The sequence below is a fragment of the Pseudoxanthomonas sp. CCNWLW251 genome, assembly GCF_037402255.1.
Lineage (GTDB): Bacteria > Pseudomonadota > Gammaproteobacteria > Xanthomonadales > Xanthomonadaceae > Pseudoxanthomonas_A.
Window position 1 is genome coordinate 419,166 of the sequence record NZ_JBBEGA010000002.1, and the last position, 17,681, is coordinate 436,846.

The 17,681-nt window shown below is 65.9% G+C and carries 18 protein-coding genes; 11 read left to right on the top strand and 7 right to left on the bottom strand.

Annotated features, from left to right (window positions below):
* Nucleotide 1: 1 nt before the first annotated feature.
* Nucleotides 2-532 carry a lipocalin family protein gene (locus tag WBN46_RS08905; protein WP_337731211.1) on the top strand — a complete coding sequence of 177 codons (531 nt, stop codon included), beginning with the start codon at nt 2-4 and terminating at the stop codon, nt 530-532.
* A gap of 78 nt (nt 533-610) precedes the next feature.
* Nucleotides 611-1,285 (top strand): methyltransferase, encoded by a 675-nt coding sequence (locus tag WBN46_RS08910; protein WP_337731212.1) that lies wholly within the window; start codon nt 611-613, stop codon nt 1,283-1,285.
* A 358-nt stretch (nt 1,286-1,643) separates the two neighbouring features.
* Here WBN46_RS08910 and WBN46_RS08915 read toward each other — a convergent pair whose 3' ends face one another.
* The 3 genes from WBN46_RS08915 to WBN46_RS08925 all read right to left on the bottom strand — a co-directional run bounded on the left by WBN46_RS08915 (nt 1,644) and on the right by WBN46_RS08925 (nt 3,909).
* The gene (locus tag WBN46_RS08915; RefSeq protein WP_337731213.1) at nt 1,644-2,657 is read right to left on the bottom strand and encodes a DUF2268 domain-containing putative Zn-dependent protease; all 1,014 of its coding nucleotides are present in this window, start codon (nt 2,655-2,657) and stop codon (nt 1,644-1,646) included.
* A 91-nt stretch (nt 2,658-2,748) separates the two neighbouring features.
* Nucleotides 2,749-2,904: a hypothetical protein gene (locus tag WBN46_RS08920; RefSeq protein WP_337731214.1), complete on the bottom strand. Its 156-nt coding sequence runs from the start codon at nt 2,902-2,904 to the stop codon at nt 2,749-2,751.
* A 264-nt stretch (nt 2,905-3,168) separates the two neighbouring features.
* On the bottom strand, nt 3,169-3,909 hold the full coding sequence (locus WBN46_RS08925; protein WP_337731215.1) for an SDR family oxidoreductase: 741 nt from the start codon (nt 3,907-3,909) through the stop codon (nt 3,169-3,171).
* Nucleotides 3,910-4,008: 99 nt separating this feature from the next.
* Between WBN46_RS08925 and WBN46_RS08930 the strand changes: the two genes are divergently transcribed.
* Entirely contained in the window at nt 4,009-4,905 is an 897-nt protein-coding gene (locus WBN46_RS08930; RefSeq protein ID WP_337731216.1) for an AraC family transcriptional regulator, read from the top strand.
* 66 nt (nt 4,906-4,971) lie between these two features.
* Here the strand turns inward: WBN46_RS08930 and gcvA are convergent, their stop codons facing one another.
* The gene (gene gcvA, locus WBN46_RS08935) at nt 4,972-5,892 is read right to left on the bottom strand and encodes a transcriptional regulator GcvA (RefSeq protein WP_337731217.1); all 921 of its coding nucleotides are present in this window, start codon (nt 5,890-5,892) and stop codon (nt 4,972-4,974) included.
* A gap of 132 nt (nt 5,893-6,024) precedes the next feature.
* Here gcvA and WBN46_RS08940 point away from each other — a divergent pair, with 132 nt between their 5' ends.
* Together WBN46_RS08940 and WBN46_RS08945 are read left to right on the top strand one after the other, a co-directional pair.
* Nucleotides 6,025-6,846, top strand: a complete 822-nt coding sequence (locus tag WBN46_RS08940) for an MBL fold metallo-hydrolase (RefSeq protein WP_337731218.1) — start codon at nt 6,025-6,027, stop codon at nt 6,844-6,846.
* Nucleotides 6,843-7,709 carry an MBL fold metallo-hydrolase gene (locus WBN46_RS08945; RefSeq protein ID WP_337731219.1) on the top strand — a complete coding sequence of 289 codons (867 nt, stop codon included), beginning with the start codon at nt 6,843-6,845 and terminating at the stop codon, nt 7,707-7,709. Before WBN46_RS08940 ends, WBN46_RS08945 begins: the two co-directional genes overlap by 4 nt.
* A gap of 692 nt (nt 7,710-8,401) precedes the next feature.
* On the opposite strand, the gene WBN46_RS08950 is transcribed toward WBN46_RS08945, so the two are convergent.
* Nucleotides 8,402-8,983: a TetR family transcriptional regulator gene (locus tag WBN46_RS08950; RefSeq protein WP_337731906.1), complete on the bottom strand. Its 582-nt coding sequence runs from the start codon at nt 8,981-8,983 to the stop codon at nt 8,402-8,404.
* A gap of 183 nt (nt 8,984-9,166) precedes the next feature.
* On the opposite strand from WBN46_RS08950, the gene WBN46_RS08955 reads away from it, so the two are divergent.
* The 4 genes from WBN46_RS08955 (at nt 9,167) to WBN46_RS08970 (ending at nt 12,393) form a co-directional block, all read left to right on the top strand.
* The gene (locus WBN46_RS08955) at nt 9,167-10,258 is read left to right on the top strand and encodes an alkene reductase (protein ID WP_337731220.1); all 1,092 of its coding nucleotides are present in this window, start codon (nt 9,167-9,169) and stop codon (nt 10,256-10,258) included.
* Nucleotides 10,259-10,347: 89 nt separating this feature from the next.
* Complete coding sequence (locus WBN46_RS08960) at nt 10,348-11,136, top strand: SDR family oxidoreductase (RefSeq protein WP_337731221.1); 789 nt, start codon at nt 10,348-10,350, stop codon at nt 11,134-11,136.
* Nucleotides 11,137-11,181: 45 nt separating this feature from the next.
* A complete protein-coding gene (locus tag WBN46_RS08965) occupies nt 11,182-11,322 on the top strand; it encodes an alpha/beta hydrolase (protein WP_337731222.1) in 141 nt (46 codons plus the stop codon).
* A gap of 69 nt (nt 11,323-11,391) precedes the next feature.
* Nucleotides 11,392-12,393, top strand: coding sequence for an NADP-dependent oxidoreductase (locus WBN46_RS08970; protein WP_337731223.1), 1,002 nt, complete (start codon nt 11,392-11,394; stop codon nt 12,391-12,393).
* Nucleotides 12,394-12,624: 231 nt separating this feature from the next.
* Here the strand turns inward: WBN46_RS08970 and WBN46_RS08975 are convergent, their stop codons facing one another.
* A complete protein-coding gene (locus WBN46_RS08975) occupies nt 12,625-13,554 on the bottom strand; it encodes an AraC family transcriptional regulator (RefSeq protein WP_337731224.1) in 930 nt (309 codons plus the stop codon).
* 317 nt (nt 13,555-13,871) lie between these two features.
* On the opposite strand from WBN46_RS08975, the gene WBN46_RS08980 reads away from it, so the two are divergent.
* Together WBN46_RS08980 and WBN46_RS08985 are read left to right on the top strand one after the other, a co-directional pair.
* A complete protein-coding gene (locus tag WBN46_RS08980; RefSeq protein ID WP_337731907.1) occupies nt 13,872-14,864 on the top strand; it encodes an aldo/keto reductase in 993 nt (330 codons plus the stop codon).
* 28 nt (nt 14,865-14,892) lie between these two features.
* Nucleotides 14,893-15,732 (top strand): SDR family oxidoreductase, encoded by an 840-nt coding sequence (locus tag WBN46_RS08985; RefSeq protein ID WP_337731225.1) that lies wholly within the window; start codon nt 14,893-14,895, stop codon nt 15,730-15,732.
* Between the two features lie 333 nt (nt 15,733-16,065).
* Here the strand turns inward: WBN46_RS08985 and WBN46_RS08990 are convergent, their stop codons facing one another.
* A complete protein-coding gene (locus WBN46_RS08990) occupies nt 16,066-17,622 on the bottom strand; it encodes a beta-xylosidase (protein WP_337731226.1) in 1,557 nt (518 codons plus the stop codon).
* Between the last annotated feature and the right edge of the window lie 59 nt (nt 17,623-17,681).

Consider the following 17,681-nt stretch of genomic DNA (forward strand, 5'->3'; position numbering starts at 1 on the left):
CATGCGTACCCTGCCCTTCGTGCTGCTCGCGCTGATGGTCGCCACCACCACCGCGGCCTGCCGCTCCGGCAACGTCAAGCCGTCCATCCCCACGGCCGCACCGGTCGACGTGGACCGCTTCATGGGCGACTGGTACGTCATCGCGCACATCCCGTCGTTTCCCGAACGCGAGGCCTATGCCGCCGTGGAGTCGTACGCGAAACAGCCGGACGGCCGCATCCAGACCACGTTCCGCTTCCGCAAGGGCGCGCTGGACGGACCGGAGAAGACGATGCACCCCATCGGCACCGTGAAGCCCGACGGTGGCGGTGCAGTGTGGGACATGCAGTTCGTCTGGCCGATCCAGGCCGAGTACGTGATCGCGTACGTGGACGCCGACTACCAGCAGACGATCGTGGGGCGCAGCAAGCGCGACTACGTGTGGCTGATGGCGCGTACGGCGCGGATTCCGGAGACGGACTACCAGGCGCGCGTCCGCCAGATCGAAGCGCTGGGCTACGACGTGTCCAAGCTGCGGCGCGTACCGCACTGAGCAGCCGGCGGCTCCGCTGCAACGATTCGCGAACGGATCGCACGCTAGCATGGAGGCCCCGCCGCAACGGAACACCGCATGTCGTTCTCGGATCCAGACGCCGTCGCCCGCTACGCCCAGGGTCCCATCCGGCAGGTGCCCGGCTTCCAGGGAATGCAACAGATGGCGCGGCTCCTGCTTGCCGAACGCGTGCCCGACGATGGCCACGTACTGGTGCTGGGTGCCGGGGGCGGACTGGAGCTGAAAGCGTTCGCCGACGCGCAGCCCGGCTGGCGTTTCACCGGCGTCGATCCGTCGGCCGAGATGTTGAAGCTGGCCACCACCACCCTCGGACCGCTGGCGTCGCGCGCGGCGCTGGTCGAAGGCTACATCGACGATGCGCCGCCGGGCCCGTTCGATGGCGCGACCTGCCTGCTGACCCTGCACTTCCTGCCAGCGGAACAGCGCCTGCATACGCTGGCCGGAGTGCGTCGACGGCTCGCCCCCGGCGCACCGTTCATCGTCGCCCACCACAGCGTGGACGACGCCACGGACAAACGCGAGCGCTGGCTTTCCCGTTACGCCGCTTTTGCCGTCGCATCCGGCGTGCCTGCCACGAGCATGGTCAGCGCTGCCGCCGCGATCAACGCGCGCCTGCCGCTGCTGTCGCCCGGGCAGGACGAAGCGCTGCTGGGCGAGGCGGGGTTTGTCGATATCGAGCTGTTCTATGCCGGGTTCACGTTCCGCGGCTGGGTCATGCGCAACCCTGGCTAGACATGCCACGCGCGACCCAGGCAGGGATGGCACATGGCCGGCAGGGCTCGCGTTTCCGGAACGTATCCCGGGTTCGCGGCGCTCGCCCGGGATTCACTTGCAGCAACAACAGGCGATCAGGTCGGCGCGAAACCGCGCGTGGCCTTCTTCTCGCTCTTCTCGGCGCGCTTTTCCTTCATCGTCTTCGCCGGCTTTTTCTTCTGCTCTTTCTTCTTGTCCAGGCCCTTGGCCATCACGTGTACTCCCATGGTCGTTGCGACCGCCGGGAGCATGACACATCCGGGGCGCCAGGGAGGTGAGGCTGCATGGGGTCAGCCGACGCAAGGCATAGCGCTCGCGCGGGAACCCTCCTGCCCGCTTACAGCGCCATGCCGGGATGCCAGCCGCTCCGGGCCAGAAAGGCGCGGGCGTCGTCCATCTCCAGGATCTCGCGCAGCGCCTGGCGCTTGTCCGGCGCGTTGCGGTAATAGGCCTTGGCGATCCGGTAACCGACCCAGTAGCCGAGATCGCCCGGCTGCTCCGGGGTGGTGTTGTAGACCCAGTCCTTGAGCTCGGTCTTGTCGATGTCGGCGGCGAAGCGGGTCTCGATTTCCTGCTCGCGACCCGCCGCCATCGCCGCGGTGCGGCCGTAGGCGATCTCGCCCGCCACCAGTTCGCCGACGAATTCGGCGATGCCCTCGAGCAGCGAGACTTCCAGTACCGTCGGCGCGGGCTTGTCGCTCAGTTTGTGCGCGTTGACCTGCTGCACATGGACGTATTCGTGCGCGAGCACGTAGACGATCCTGTCCTCGGGGTCGGCATTGAGCCAGTCCGCGTCGCACAGCGCCTCCAGGCCCACCTGGATGCCGGTATCGGGGGCGCCGATGGCGATCGGCTTGCCGCGACCGATGGCGATGGTCACCGGCGGGAAGCGCGCCTCGCCATACAGCCCGCCGAGGTCGCGCAGGGCCTTCTCGAGCCGCGCGCGCGCCTGCGGCAGCACGGCCAGGCAGCGGCGCGCATCGGCATAGAGCGCGGGATCGCGTGCCACGGCATCCGCGATGCGTTGCCCCGTGGTGTTGCGCAGACGGGCGAACAGGCGCAGTCCTTCCGAACCCTGCTCTAGGTAATCGCGCTGCAGTTGCGCAGCCGTCGGCTTTCCGCCCGCCGCATCGTAGACGCGGTAGAACAGCGCCACGTCATCGGTCTGCACGACGGCGCCTTCCGTGGCGGCAGTCGGTGCATCCATTTCCGCCGCAGCGGAAAGGCCTGCCTGCGTGCCCAGCACTGCGAGCAACAGCATGGCAGCGGCCCGCACACGCGTGGAGGCGAATCCTGGCAATCGACTGCGCTGGATCATCCTGATGAAGTCCCACTGGGGTGCCACACGCATCGGTTCCGGTCCCGTTTCGATTTCGTGTGCCGATTCTGACCGCTGGGCCCGCCTCCGGCCAACGGGTCACCGCGCTGCGATGGCGAAATCCCTAGACGGACAACAACGCAGAGAAGAAGCCCGCTCCCATCCACACGGCGAACGCTGCCATGGCCGCGATGAGCCTGAGTTCGTCGGAGCGGACGACCGCGCCCCCTGCGAGCAGCAGGACGACGACCACGGTGCACGCGCTGTAGGCGACGAGCATGTGCCCACCCCAGACCAGAAGAGCCGGTGGCCCGAGTAGCCCCGCGTGCCAGATGGTCTTGACGGGAAGCCAATCGGGTCGGAAGAAGGCCACAAGACTGAGGCCGCCATACACCGCCAGCAGCACAACGACTGCGACTCGGGCAGCAAGGTGATGGCGTTGTGCTCCTGACGTGAGCAAGCATTCACTCCTTTGGACACTGGCGCAGTCTAGCGTCGGCTCACAGGGCGCTGGATGCGCGTCCGCCTCGCGTGCAGCCCAGCCTCACCGCACGGCCAGTGCCACCGCATCCGCACCCGCCGGGAAATGCAGTTGCCCGGTGATGTCGTTCACGGCGCGCCACACGCCTTCGGCGACGTCGGACTCGGCCGTCACCGCAGTGATGCTCCCCAGTCCGGAAAATACGCTGTGGGCGAAGGGCTCGTATGCCTCGGGGATCAGGCCCTGCATGCGCTGCTGGCCATTGGCGGTGAACCGGGTCGACGGACCATAGCCGGGTTCCACCAGCTTGACCCGCACATCGAAGGCCTTGAGCTCGTGCTCCAGCGATGCGGTGAAACCTTCGACTGCGGTCTTGCTGGCGGTATACGCCGCCACCAGCGGGAACGGCGCCAGCGTCGCGCTGGAGGTGACGTTCACGATGACACCTGCCCTGCGCTGACGGAACTGCGGGATGACGGCCTGGCACATGGCCATCAGTCCGAACGTATTGGTTTCGAATACCTCGCGCACGGTGTCCATGGGCGTGGCCTCGAACGCACCGAACAGACCGATGCCGGCATTGTTGACCAGCGCGTCGATGGGACCCGCGGCCTCCACGGCGCTGGCGATGCTGTCCTGCCGGGTGACATCCAGCGCGAGCACGCGCAGATGGGGTGATGCGGGGAGCAGGTCTTCGCGCGGATGCCGCTGGGTGGCGATGACGCTCCAGCCCTGCGCGAGGAAGTGGCGCGCGGTTTCCAGGCCGTAACCGGACGAGCAGCCGGTGATCAGGATGGTCTTCATTTCGTTCTCCGAGGGTGAGTTGACTCGGCGGGAACGATAGGCCAGCCTTTCCGGATGATCGATAGCGCATCGTCCTGTTTGTTTTAGCCGGAGTCCGGAATGGGGGATCCACTTTCCGACGTCGTCCAGCTGCTGCATCCGCAGGCGGTCTTTGCCAACGTGATCAGCGGCAAGGGCAACTGGGCCGTGCGGTATGCCGACTACGGCCAGCCCGGCTTCTGCATCGTGCTGGAAGGCAGCGCGCGGCTGGCCGTGGATGGGCACGCCCCCATCACCATCAGTGCGGGCGACTTCGTGCTGTTGCCGACCACGCCCGCCTTCACGCTTTCCGGCTTCGTGCCGGCGCCACCGGTCTTCATCGACCCCGACGTCGTACCGGGCGGGCAAGGAGAACTGCGTCATGGCGATCCCGACGGACCGCCGGACATGCGCTCGCTGGGCGGCGCGTTCCTGTTCGACACCCGGGACGCCGCGCTGCTGGTCTCGCTGCTGCCCACGGTCGTCCATGTGCAGGGGTCGCAGCGGCTCATGCAACTGGTGCAGATGGTCGGCGAAGAGTACGCGCAGCAGCAGCCGGGCAATGCATACATGCTGTCCCGGCTGGTGGAGATGCTGCTGGTGGAAGCCATGCGCTCGACCACTGCAGGCAACGCGCCGCCCGGCCTGTTGCGCGGACTGGGCGATGAGCGGCTGGCGATGGCGCTCAAGCAGATCCATGCGCGCATCGCGCATGGGTGGACCGTGGGCGAGCTGGCGAAGGCCGCCGCGCTCTCACGCTCGACGTTCTTCGAACGTTTCACCCGCGCCGTCGGCGTGCCACCGATGGAATACGTGCTGGCGTGGCGCATGGAAGTCGCGAAGGAATTGCTCAGGCGCGACGGCCTCAGCGTGACCGAAGTGGCCGAGCGCGTCGGCTACGGCTCGACCAGCACGTTCAGCGTGGCCTTCAGCCGGCACGTGGGCGAACCGCCCAGCCGGTATGCAGGCGGGCCGTGAAGCGTCTAGGCACAGGGAAATGCATCTGCTTCGGACCGGCGTACGAACCGCGTCGCCGCGACACCCCTACCGACCTGTGCGTCGCGCTTCCCAGAATGCGGCATCGTCGCCCGCTTCCTGTTGCAGCCATTCGCAGAATGCGTTGACGGCGGCGCGTGGGCGCGCATCGTCCCGTCGCAGCAGCCAGAAGGCGTATGCGTTGGGCAGGCTGCGCTCGAAGGGCAGGAGCAGGCGGCCGTGGAGCACGTCTTCCTTCACCAGGGGCGCGATGCCCAGCGCGATGCCGTGGCCGGCGATGGCCGCTTCCTGCGCCAGGTAGATGCTGGCGAAGACCGGGCCGCGACCTGCATCGACACCCTCGACAGCGGCGGCTTCCAGCCAGTCGGTCCACTGGGGCACGCCGGGCCGGCCCAGCGCGCTTTCGTCGTGCAGCAGCGTCTGCTGTCGCAGATCGTCCAACCGCGACAGCGCCAACGATGGCGCACAGACGGGAAATGCCGGCGCTTCCATCAGCCGTTCCGCATGCAGGCCCGCATACCCACCGGGTCCGTAGCGGATGGCGACATCGACACCGCGCGCGAAGTCGGCCGGCTCGTTGCCGGTTTCGATACGCACGCGGATATCGGGGAACGCGTGATGGAAGCGGTGCAGCCGCGGCGCCAGCCACTTGGCGGCGAATGATTCCAGCGTGCTTATGCGCAGATCCGCCGATGCGTGCGATGTCACGCGGTCCAGCGCCAGATCCAGTTGCCCGAAGATGTCGCCCAGCGCGGCCGCCAGCGCCTTGCCTTCGACGGTGAGTTCCACCGAGCGATTGCCGCGATGGAACAGGGTGACGCCCAGATACGTCTCGAGGTGCTTGACCTGATGGCTGACCGCCGCCGGCGTGACGAACAACTGCTGTGCGGCCGTGTTGAAACTCAGGTTCCGTGCCGCCGCTTCGAACGTGCGGAGCGCATTGAGTGGCGCGGGATGACGGGGCTTCACGAGCACCTGGGCGGAGGGGGTCCGGCCGGCATCGTATCGCGTTACTTTTTCTGAAGCGAACGACAAAACAACTCGTTTGTCGCCACCGAGGGCGTTGACCACCATGTCGCCACCCACGGCAAGGCGACCCTCGTGAAGTTCGAAGAAGTGCATACCGATGTGCTGATGTTCGTCGGCGACGACGTGCAATCCGTCGCCACCGCGTTCATCGATGGCGATGACGTGCTGCTGGTCGATTCGCTGGGGAGTGCGCACGACGCAGGCCACCTGCGCGACGTGCTGTGCGGGCAGTTGGGCAAGACCGTGCGCCTGCTCGCTGCCACCCATTTCATGAGCGATCACATCGCCGGCATGTCGCTGTTTCCCGACGCGCTGACGATGGCCCACCGGCACCATCGCCATGCCTACCTGTCGCAGAACCGCCGCGTGGATGCGCTCTACCGGGAGCCGGACATGGTGTTCGACAACATGGCCCTCCGCTGGGGCGCGCATGCGCTGCGCTTCCTCCACAATCCGGGCAAGACGATGGACCACCTGAGCGTGGACGTGCCCACGGCGGACCTGGTCTGTGCGGGCGACAACATCGTCGGCAACATCGTCTACCTGTCGAAGGCCGATCCAGCCCTGCTTCGCGCCGCCATCGGGCGGATGCGCCAGTTCGGCCGCAGAACGGTGATCGGTGGACACATCGGCAGGTTCCACGCAGTGGTGCTCGACAATGCCCTGCACTATCTCGACCAGCTGCGGGATGCCGTGGTCCGCTGCCGCACGCAGGTATCGGCGGTGGAAGCCGACGACCGGATCGCGACGATCCGCATCGAGGATTGCCTCGCACCGGGCGTGGTGCCGACGGCGTTCGAACGCGCGTGGCATGGGCACAATCTCGAGGTCATCACGTCACAGGCGATCTTCGCGCTGGATGCCTCGCTCGCATCCCGGGAGATGCACGCATGAACGGTGATCCGGAAGCACGTCCTCCCATGGAAGGCCGCAGGCGGTTCCTGGCGGGTTGCGTGGGCGCATCCGCCGCTGCGCTGCTGCCGTCGGGCAGCCTGCTGGCGTCAGGCCCCGCGCCTATGCTCCGCGTCCAGCGCCTGGCGTGGGCCGGCATCCGCCTGCAGTTGCCGCAAGCGACCTTGTTCATCGATCCGCTGGTCAACCCGGACGCCTGGGGAACCGCGCTCGGCGACCGGCTGGTGCCGGTGGATGACAGCGTGGGCGAGACCAGCGTGCTGATCACCCATACCCATTCGGACCACTTCGATGCACACGCCGTGGCGGATGCGCTCGGCCGTGGCGGTGTGCTCGCCTATCCAGCGGGGACACAGCCGTTGCCGATGCCGGCCGGCGCACGCGCCAGGCCGAGCACGCTGTGGGAACCCCAGTTGCTGGGTGACTTCACCGCCACGCCGGTACCTGCGTCGGACGGGTATGGCGACACCCAGGTGTCGTGGGTGGTCGCTGCCGGCGGACGCCGCATCTTCCATGGGGGCGACACCCTGTGGCACGGCCACTGGTGGCGCATCGGCCGCCAGTTCGGGCCGTTCGATGCGGTCTTCCTCCCGATCAACGGCGCGCGATTCGGCTGGCGACAGCCCGTCAGCGGCCAGCCGGGCGTGCTGACGCCCGAGCAGGCGGTCGCCGCCGCCACCATCCTGGGTGCACGCACGCTGGTGCCCATCCACTACGGCATCACCGGCATGAAGGAATACGTGGAAGCGGACGATGCGCCGGGTCGACTGCGCGAAGCGGCGCGCGAGAGATCGATGGACGTCCAACAGGTGGCCCCCGGCGACTGGGTGGCCTGGCGTCCCTGACCCGATGCCGACGCGACGATGCAGCACGCCCATGTGCAGCCTGACGCTCGCACTGCTTCCAGCATCGCGACGGCGGCGTTGGCCCTCGGGAAGCCTGATGGCCGTCAGCGACAGCGCAATGCGGTCCGCTTCATCCCTTCGGCAAGCCCGGGAAACTCGCCCGCCAGGTCCGCAGCATGACCACTGGACCGGAAACACCTGCGCGCAAGGCACAAAGACTCGCCGACGCCCCTCGGCGGCTCGCAGGCAAGGTAGAAACACGTGCCGCTGCAAGCCTCGACCCGTCGCCGACGAGGCTCACTGGGTGACGCGCGGATATCCGAAGCCTGCGGCCGAGCCTGCAGATTCTGCGACCGGGTGTTCGAGGCTTGCGCCTCCGACGCTCCCGCACTCGCGCGCACGTCTCTGCATGTCGCGTGCAAGGCGCAGGCAGGTCAGCGTCGGGAAGCGGTAGGTTGCCGGCGACATTCCGTGGGGTGCGGATGGGGTCGGCTCGATCCGCTGTGGGGCTGCGGGCGCTTTCAGCCGGACACGGACGTTCGTCGAAGCGCCCGTGCATGCCGGGGATTGCCTGGAGGCCATGCAGCGACCAGTCGCCCCACAGCAGCATCAGGTTCCTACCGGATCGAGCAAGCGCTCGTAGAGCGCAGTACTGCTCGGTGAGGTTCATGGCACTTCACGAGGGAGGGGGCTCAGGCAGGCCGTTCAGTCGGCAGCCGCGCCAGGACGTGCGCCCGGCAGACCTCCAGGATTTCGTCCGCCAGCGGTGAATCGTCGGGACAGGACCTCGACAACACCACCGCTCCAACGGCCTGGGCCATCAGGACGATCCGGCGCGCACGCGCCTCGTCGCTCTCGTTGTCACCCGGAGCCTGCTCCTGGCGCGCTGGCGCCGACAACTGATGCTCGATGCCTGCCGCAAACGCCGCCTTGACCGATTCCGGCTGGCGCGCGGCATCCGCGCAGAGCGCGGCCATCGTGCAGCCACTGCCCGGGTTGTCCCGGTGTTCCCGGGAAATGTAGTAGCTCATGAAGTCAGCCGGATCGCCGCTCATCGCGGCGTCCGCGGAGCGCGCCAGGCCGCAGGCTGCCGCTTCTGCCATCAGGTCGGTCTTGGAGCCGAAATGCTTGTAGAAGCCGCCATGGGTGAAGCCGGCGGCGGCCATCAGGTCCGCGACGCCCACGCCGTCGTAACCCCGCTCCCTGAACAGAGTGGACGCCGTTTCGACGATGCGCGCCCGATTTGCCTGCGCTTGTTGCTTGGTGACCTTCATGACCCGTGTCTCTGGATGTCCCGCCTGCGGAAGGTCGGCACTATACCACTGATAGATGACGCTCATAATCAAACCATTGACATCAATGATTACGGTCATCATCATTGACGCTTCGACCAGGACGGGATCCGGGAGAGGCGCTCTACCCGGCCATCCAATCCACCTTCACACCTTAGGCACGACATGACCGACACCACGCTGTTCCAACCCTACCCACTCGGCCCGCTGACCCTCGCCAACCGCATCGTCATGGCACCGCTGACGCGCAACCGCGCCGGTGCCGGCCTGGTGCCCGGCGCGCTTGCCGCCACCTACTACGCGCAGCGCGCCTCGGCCGGACTGATCATCACCGAGGCCACCCAGGTCTCGGCGCAGGCCCAGGGTTACCAGGACACCCCCGGCCTGTACACGCAGGACCAGATCGACGGCTGGCGTCAGGTAACGGATGCCGTGCATGCCCAAGGCGGGCGCATCTTCGCGCAGCTGTGGCACGTTGGCCGCATCTCCCATGTCGATCTGCTCGGCGGCGCCGCGCCTGTCGCCCCTTCCGCCATCCGCGCGCAGACCAAGACCTTCGTCAACAACGGCTTTGCCGATGTTTCCGAGCCGCGTGCGCTGGACATCAACGAATTGCCGGGGATCGTCGACGACTTCCGCCAGGCCGCCGCCAACGCGATCGCGGCCGGCTTCGACGGCGTGGAGATCCACGGTGCCAACGGGTACCTGCTGGAACAGTTCATCAAGGACGGCGCCAACCAGCGCACCGACGCCTACGGAGGCTCCATCGAGAATCGCGCGCGCCTGCTGCTGGAAGTCACCGCCGCGGTGGTCGAGCAAATCGGTGCCGACCGCACCGGCGTACGTATCTCGCCGGTGTCGCCGGCCGGCGCCATTTCCAGCAGCGATCCGCAGCCGCAGTACGACTACATCGTCGAACAACTCGATGCACTCGGCATCGTCTATCTGCACGTGGTGGAAGGCGCCACGGGTGGCCCACGCGAGGTGGCGCCGTTCGACTTCGATGGCCTGCGCCGCCGCTTCACGCGCACCTATCTGGCCAACAACGGTTACGACCTGCCACTGGCCAATGCCCGCCTCAGCGAGGGCAAGGCGGACCTGTTTGCGTTTGGCCGTGCCTTCATCAGCAACCCCGATCTGGTCGAGCGTCTGATGACCGGTGCGCCCCTTGCCGCATTGAACCCGGCCACGTTGTACGGCGGCGGCGCCCAGGGCTACATCGACTACCCGACCCTGGCCGACGCACACGCGCAGTGAGGCCGCGCACGCCGCTGCTTTGCCGCCTCATCCGATTAGCCCTGCGCATTGCCCCCTGACCCACATCCCTACCCCCAGAGACAGCCATCATGACCGTGCTTCCCACCACCCTCATCACCGGCGCTTCCAGCGGCATCGGCGCCACCTATGCCGAACGCTTCGCGCGACGCGGCCACGATCTCGTGCTTGTCGCACGCGACAACGCGCGCCTGGAAACACTCGCCGCTCGCCTGCGCCAGGAAACGGGCGTCGCCATCGAGGTGCTGCCGGCCGACCTCACCCGCCGCGATGAACTGGCCGCGGTCGAAGCGCGCCTGCGCGACGATGCCGCCATCGGCATCCTCATCAACAACGCAGGCGTCGCGCAGTCCGGTGGTTTCATCGACCAGTCGGCCGACAGCATCGAGCGGCTGGTGACCTTGAACACGACCGCGCTGACACGCTTGGCCGCCGCCGTCGCTCCGCGGCTGGTGGAGGCCGGCGAAGGTGCGATCGTGAACATCGGCTCCGTCGTGGGCCTGGCACCAGAATTCGGCATGTCCGTCTACGGCGCGACCAAGGCCTTCGTGCTGTTCCTGTCCCAGGGGCTGAGCCTGGAACTGGCGCCCAAAGGGGTTTACGTGCAAGCGGTCCTCCCTGCGGCCACCCGCACCGAAATCTGGGAGCGTGCCGGTATCGACATCAACACATTGCCCGAGGTGATGGATGTGGGCGAACTGGTCGATGCGGCGCTGGTCGGATTCGATCGCCGCGAAGCCGTCACCATTCCTCCCCTGCATGTGGCCACACGCTGGGACACCCTGGACGCCACGCGCCAGGCCTTGCTCACCGACATCCGCCAGGCGCAGGCCGCCGAGCGCTACCGCGTCGCTGTCTGAGGCCGGAATACGACAGGCCGCGCCTTGTCGGCCCGGAACTGAATGGTGCCCACGTCCAACAGTTTCGACATGGCGCGCCGCATTCCCCACTCGCAACTTGTCATCTACGAGGACGCCGGGCACGGCGCCATCTTCCAGTATCACGCCGGGTTCGTGCCCAAGGCGTTAGCGTTCCCCGGCGACTGACGTCTGCCCTGCCAGGTGACGGCACCGCACGTCCACCTGGTCAAACCACCCACTCAGAGACGCAGAACCATGAAAGCCTTCGTGATCGATCGCTACGGGAAAAAAGAGACCGGCCGTATCGGCGATGTACCCGAGCCGGACCTGCGCGACGATGACATCCAGATCAAGGTCCATGCCGCGGGTGTCAACGCGCTGGACTCCAAGATCAAACGTGGCGAGTTCAAGCTGATCCTGCCCTACCGCTTTCCCCTGGCCCTCGGTAACGACGTGGCTGGCACGGTCGTGCGCGTCGGTGCCCGTGTCCACCAGTTCAGGCCGGGCGACGAAGTCTATGCACGCCCCGACGATGACCGCATCGGCACCTTCGCCGAGTTCATTGCCATCAAAGCATCGTCGGTAGCTCTGAAACCCCAGAATCTCGATATGGTCGAGGCCGCCTCCCTGCCATTGGTAGCCCTGACGGCATGGCAGGTGCTGGTCGAGACAGCGAAGCTGCAGAGAGGACAGAAAGTCTTCATCCAGGCCGGCTCTGGAGGCGTTGGCACCATCGCCATCCAGCTTGCCAAACATCTTGGCGCCTTCGTCGCCACGACCACGAGTACGGCCAACGTCGCTTGGGTGAAGACCCTGGGCGCGGATGTCGTCATCGACTACAAGCAGCAGGATTTCGCCGCCGCGCTCCATGACTACGACGTGGTGCTCAACAGCCTCGGCAGCGATGAACTGGACAAATCCCTCCGGATTCTCAAGCCGGGCGGGCATCTCGTCTCGATATCCGGTCCGCCCTCCCCGGCGTTCGCCACTGCGCGCGGACTGGCATGGCCGCTCAAGCAGGTGATGCGCCTGTTGAGCCGAGGCATTCGCAAGAAGTCCAAGCAGAAGAATGTCGAGTACACGTTCGTCTTCATGCGCGCCGATGGGGCTCAGTTGCGCGAGATCTCCGCGCTCATCGAATCTGGCGCGATCCGCCCCGTCGTCGACAAGGTGCTCCCGTTCAAGGACACCAGCGAAGCCCTGGCCTACTCAGAAAGCGGGCGCGCCAAGGGCAAGGTCGTGGTGCAGATGCTGTAGCGGCCCGCGAATAGTCCGGCCCTGGAATTCCCTGTCGCTTCAAACGACAGGGGAGCGATTCAAGCGCCTCCACAGGCGAAAGCACGGGCCTGCGGCCCCACATCACCGCCTTCTGGCTGTCGGTGTAACAGGTCCTCTTCCTGCACGTCATCTGCAACACTCGTGCTGCCTGCGCAGCGTTCCGCATGTTGCATCGATCAGCCGAATCCACGGACAGACGCAGACACTCCATCAAGAAGAACGCATGCGCTTGACATCGCGCTGGGGCGGTTCGCCGAAGAGACGGCTGTATTCGCGACTGAACTGCGACGGGCTCTCGTAGCCCACGAGCCCACTCGCATTGCTGGCGTCGAGGTTCTGGTTGAGCATCAACTGCCGCGCTTCCTGCAGCCGGAGCTGTTTCTGGAACTGCAGCGGGCTGGTACCGGTGATGGCACGGAAGTGCTGGCGAAACGTCGAAGGGCTCATGTGCACCCGGCTCGCTAGCGCGTCGGCCTGCAAGGGCTGCTTGAAGTTGCGCTTCAACCACGCGACGGCCTTGGCGATCTGCTGGTTGGGCGACCCGGTCGCCACCAGATCCTGGAGGTACCCGCCATGAGGGCCGGCCAGCAGCCGGGCGGTGATCTCCTGCTGGATCAGTGGCGAAAGCGCCTGCACCAGCGCAGGCTCATGCAGCAATCCTACGAGGCGAACCAGCGCATCGACCAGGGCCGCCTCCAAGGTTTCGACCGAGATGGACCGGCAGGCGCGCTCTCGCTTGCGCGGCGGCAGCTCCAAATCGGAAGCCAACTGCGTGATGAGCCTGATATCCAGGGTCAGGAACAGACCGAGGAACGGCTCCCGGTTGGAGGCGTGCGCCACGTGCGACACGACGGGTGAATCGATGGTGGTGAGCATCGATTGTCCGGGGGCGTAGTCGATGACCTCGCTGCCCATCAGCACCTGCTTGCTGCCCTGGGCAACGACGCCGACGCCCAGGCCATAGACGCAATGCAGCGGCTCGGTGGGCGCGCTGCGACGGTGCAGCGAAAGACAGGGAATAGCCGTCACGTGGTCGCCATCGCATCGGGCAACCCGCTCGATGGCCCTGGCCAGTCGTGCCGGGTCGGCCAGTGACGCAGAAGTCTCTGCTTCCAGCGTTCTCATGCGGATCTCCGTCATTCGATGCTTCCGCCCAAGCGTACATGCCCTCCGTCGTCCGGATGCCCGTCCTGATCGGGATTCGTCATTCCAGGCAATACCGCCGGCAGATCCGGCAATCCCTCCGGATGGCGGGGGCGGACACTGGCGGCCCTTGTCCAGCATCCGTCAGCAAAGGTGCCCCCATGAGCTATCCCACCTGCAACCTCGACCGCCGGGAATTCCTGGCCCACTCCACCCTGGCTGCCGCTGGTTTGGCGGTTGCGTCCCTCGGAACGGCCTACACCGCCAGCGCCAGTGCCACCAAATCGGAGGCCGCTGCCGCGCATTCCAGGAAGATGCCGAGGAAGCTTGGGACCTTGCACGTCTCGGCGATGGGTGCCGGCGCGATGAGCATCAGCGCCAACTACGGACCGCCCGCGGACCGCACGCAGGGCATTGCGACGCTTCGCGCCGCGCGCGAGCAGGGCGTGACCTTCTTCGATACCGCCGAGGTCTACGGCCCGTACACCAACGAGAGCCTGGTCGGTGAAGCGCTCGCGCCGTTCCGCGACGAAGTGGTCATCGCGACCAAATTCGGCTTCGACCTGGAGAAAGGCGGCGTTACCAGCCGTCCTGAGCATATCCGCAAGGTCGTCGAAGGCTCGTTGGCGCGCCTTCGCACCGATCGCATCGACCTGTACTACCAGCACCGCGTCGACCCGTCGGTGCCGATCGAGGATGTCGCGGGCGCGGTGAAGGATCTGATTGCCGAGGGAAAGGTGCTGCACTTCGGCCTGTCGGAGGCAAGCGCCCCCCATATCCGCCGAGCGCATGCCGTGCAGCCGGTTACCGCGGTGCAGAGCGAGTACGCATTCTGGTTCCGCGGACCGGAGGGCAACGGCGTCCTGAAAGCCTGCGAGGACCTGGGCATCGGCTTCGTACCGTGGAGTCCGCTGGGACAAGGGTACCTGACCGGAAAGTTGGGGGCCGACGTCCGCTTCGATCCTGACAAGGACCTTCGCTCGCTGTTCCCGCGGCTGACGGCGGAGAACCGGGTGAAGAACCTTCCCGTGCTCGCATTGATCCAGCGCGTCGCAACGCGCAAAGGCACGACACCTGCCGCGCTTGCCTTGGCGTGGCTATTGGCCCAGAAGCCGTTCATCGTCCCGATTCCCGGCACTCGTCGCGAGGATCACCTGAAGGAAAACCTGGCGGCTCTGGATGTCAGCCTGTCGCCGGCCGACCTCCACGAACTGGAATCGGCGTACGCCTTGATGACAGTGCATGGGCTCCGGATGGGCGAGGCGCACATGCGAGCGATCGACGGATGGCCCGTCAGCACGATCTGACAACGAAACCCAATCATTGGAGCGCCTCATGACAAGCAGGATCTGGTTCATCACCGGGGCGGGCCGCGGCCTCGGCCTTGAGATCGCCCAGGCGGCACTCGCGCAGGGCGACGCCGTCGTCGCCACGGGCCGTGATGCTGGCAAAGTCGAGGCCGCGATAGGGCCGAACCCGGATCTGCATTGCGTCCGCCTCGACGTGACCAGCGAGGCCGAGGCACGGGACGCAGTAGCCAGTGCAGTGGAGCGATTTGGTCGCATTGACGTGCTGGTCAATAACGCAGGCAATTTCTTTGCGGGCTTCTTCGAGGAACTCAGTTCTGCCCAGGTCCGGAGCCAGATCGAGACCCTGCTGTTCGGCCCGATGAACGTGACCCGTGCGGCGCTGCCCGTGATGCGCAGGCAACGCGCGGGCTTGCTGCTGACGATTTCCTCGACGGCGGGCATCGCCGGTGGTTTGTTCTGCTCGGCGTATGCCGCCGCGAAGTTCGGCGTTGAAGGGTGGATCGAGTCATTGGCGCTGGAGGTGGCACCGTTCGGTATCCGATCGATGCTTGTCGAGCCGGGCTTCTTCCGCACCGAGCTGCTGACGGCGGAGTCGACCACATACGCCGCAGGATCCATCGACGACTACGCAGCGCGCACCGCCGAGACGGTAGCCGCCTGGACCGGCATGAATGGCAAGCAGGGCGGAGACCCGACGAGACTCGCCGAGGCGCTGGTGCAACTCGCTCGTCATGATGACCCTCCGGGAAGGTTTGCGGCGGGCACGGACGCGATCCAGGTATTCGAAGCCAAGGCCAACACGTTGCTCGCGCAGGCCGCGGCCCATCGTGGATTGTCGTCGTCCCTCGGGTTCCCGGATCCCTGACCCGCTGATCCAACGTTCCATGTGGCCGGACACGGACATGGTTCTGCTTTCCCACTGCGAGCGCCCCGGCCTTCCAGCTTCCAGGGGGAGCCGTGCCGGCGCGTTGAAGAAGCGGCGGACTCAAGGAGTCGCGGGCAACTGGCGCCGACTGCATCGCGAAGAGTGACGATTCTCGGGCCAGACCTTGCACGCCGAATGTCTGCTCCTACCGGCGAGCTGACACGGAGCTATGGTCCCTTGCAGCGAATCCTCGATCGCCTTCGTAAGGGCGCCAACGTTGTCATCTGAGCCAACGTCAACATAGGGCGAAGAGCGCATGAACGCAGGGGCAGCCTATCTCTCCAGGGGCTCCAAAGTGACCAGGACTACGTCGTTGCTTCGCATCGCCAGATCGAGGTCGAGAAGTCCGTCGCTGCCTACACGCAACATCGTGTCCTGCTCGGCTTGATCGGAAGTAGCGGACTTCAGGGCGTTCAGCTGCACTGCACTCACGTCCGACGGCAGGCCCATGTCTATATAAGCCGACAGAGGATCGTTCTTGAGGTATCCCGTGCGATGCACCTTCAACCGGTAGCTCCCCGGCTGGATGCTCTTCAGATGGATAGAGAGCGGTACCGCCGGTCTGGCGACCAGCTTGCGGGTATAGAACGGCCTGTTGCTGACGTCCTGGACGGGTTGTTGCCAGTCCCAGGCGAGTATCGCGATCTTCCTTTCATCCACGGATGCCCATGCCAACTCATCGTTCGTGGGAATCTCGCGCCCAGTGAGCTGATTCAAATACTTGTAGGCGAACCACGTGGGCTTTCGCACCCCCTCACGATTCATGAGACCGAATCCCCCGTGGAAGGATGCCGGGGGTGGGCCCGCCTCCTCGAAAAGATCGGTGTAGGCCCAGTAGCTCATGCCCTGGGCCAGCCCCCTCGCCTGCTTCAACTTGGTCAGCGCATAGGGGGCGTTGATGTAGCTGTCATGCACCACGTCCCTGGGGCTGTAGCTGCTGCTCCATTCCGTGAAATAGAGGGGCAGGCCCGGGAAGGCCGACGCATCGATCTCTTTCCGTGCCCTGCGCACATCCGCAACGATCGCATCGGGCGAACTCAGCAGTTTGGTGTCCTGCCCGCCCTGTTCGTCCAGAAAACCGCCATCGACGCCATAGGTATGCGTGGTGACGAAATCGATCGGCACCTCTTTGTCATCGCAGAATGCCAGAAACTCCGGGATCCAAGCCGCGCCCGCCGTGGATGGACCGCCCACACGCAATCGGGAGTCCACCGCCTTCAGGGTTCTGGCCGTATTGGCGTAGAGCTCGAAATATGCATCCCGGTCGGCGCCCTCCCAGAAGTCCTTCAGATTGGGCTCATTCCACACCTCGAAATACCAGCTGCGCACCTCATCGACGCCATACCTGGCGATCACGTGCCGCAGGTATGCGTCGATCAGATGGCGCCACATGGCGGGCTTGGGGTGCGATGTGTTGGCCTTCCAGTAGAAGAGCGACTGATCGGATGTCTTCAGCGCAGCGGGCGTGAAGCCGAGCTCCACGAATGGGCGGACTCCCTTGGCCAGCAGCGCGTCGTACAGCTGATCGATCCTGGTCCAGTCATAGACGATCGCACCGTCAACGTGACGGACCGTACCCAGCGTGTCGTGGAACAGGTCGTGGAAACGCAGGTACTCGAACCCGAGCTCGTCGGCTGCCACCGCCAGGTGGGCCTGTGAGTCCTCGCGGATCAATGTTCCCGGGTAGTCCGAACCCACCGAAAGGGCGAAGAATCGATCCACCGGCTCGACGGCCTTGTCAATATCCAACTCGATCCTGCGTGAAGGCTGGTCGGCAGCCGCGCAGGGCATCGCGATGCCGAGAAACATCGCAAGGAGTACTCGACGCATGTCGAAGGATCCGGAGTCTTCTGGGGCTTTCGAGCATAGCGACGCATCCCATGCGGGAG

Coding starts and splice junctions, on each gene's coding strand:
- WBN46_RS08975 (WP_337731224.1), bottom strand. CDS start 13,554: ATGACGGAGATCCGCATGAGAACGCTGGAAGCAGAGACTTCTGCGTCA.
- WBN46_RS08980 (WP_337731907.1), top strand. CDS start 13,872: ATGCCGAGGAAGCTTGGGACCTTGCACGTCTCGGCGATGGGTGCCGGC.
- WBN46_RS08950 (WP_337731906.1), bottom strand. CDS start 8,983: ATGAAGGTCACCAAGCAACAAGCGCAGGCAAATCGGGCGCGCATCGTC.
- WBN46_RS08970 (WP_337731223.1), top strand. CDS start 11,392: ATGAAAGCCTTCGTGATCGATCGCTACGGGAAAAAAGAGACCGGCCGT.
- WBN46_RS08960 (WP_337731221.1), top strand. CDS start 10,348: ATGACCGTGCTTCCCACCACCCTCATCACCGGCGCTTCCAGCGGCATC.
- WBN46_RS08920 (WP_337731214.1), bottom strand. CDS start 2,904: ATGCTCGTCGCCTACAGCGCGTGCACCGTGGTCGTCGTCCTGCTGCTC.
- WBN46_RS08990 (WP_337731226.1), bottom strand. CDS start 17,622: ATGCGTCGAGTACTCCTTGCGATGTTTCTCGGCATCGCGATGCCCTGC.
- WBN46_RS08955 (WP_337731220.1), top strand. CDS start 9,167: ATGACCGACACCACGCTGTTCCAACCCTACCCACTCGGCCCGCTGACC.
- WBN46_RS08910 (WP_337731212.1), top strand. CDS start 611: ATGTCGTTCTCGGATCCAGACGCCGTCGCCCGCTACGCCCAGGGTCCC.
- WBN46_RS08915 (WP_337731213.1), bottom strand. CDS start 2,657: ATGCGTGTGGCACCCCAGTGGGACTTCATCAGGATGATCCAGCGCAGT.
- WBN46_RS08930 (WP_337731216.1), top strand. CDS start 4,009: ATGGGGGATCCACTTTCCGACGTCGTCCAGCTGCTGCATCCGCAGGCG.
- WBN46_RS08905 (WP_337731211.1), top strand. CDS start 2: ATGCGTACCCTGCCCTTCGTGCTGCTCGCGCTGATGGTCGCCACCACC.
- WBN46_RS08925 (WP_337731215.1), bottom strand. CDS start 3,909: ATGAAGACCATCCTGATCACCGGCTGCTCGTCCGGTTACGGCCTGGAA.
- WBN46_RS08945 (WP_337731219.1), top strand. CDS start 6,843: ATGAACGGTGATCCGGAAGCACGTCCTCCCATGGAAGGCCGCAGGCGG.
- WBN46_RS08985 (WP_337731225.1), top strand. CDS start 14,893: ATGACAAGCAGGATCTGGTTCATCACCGGGGCGGGCCGCGGCCTCGGC.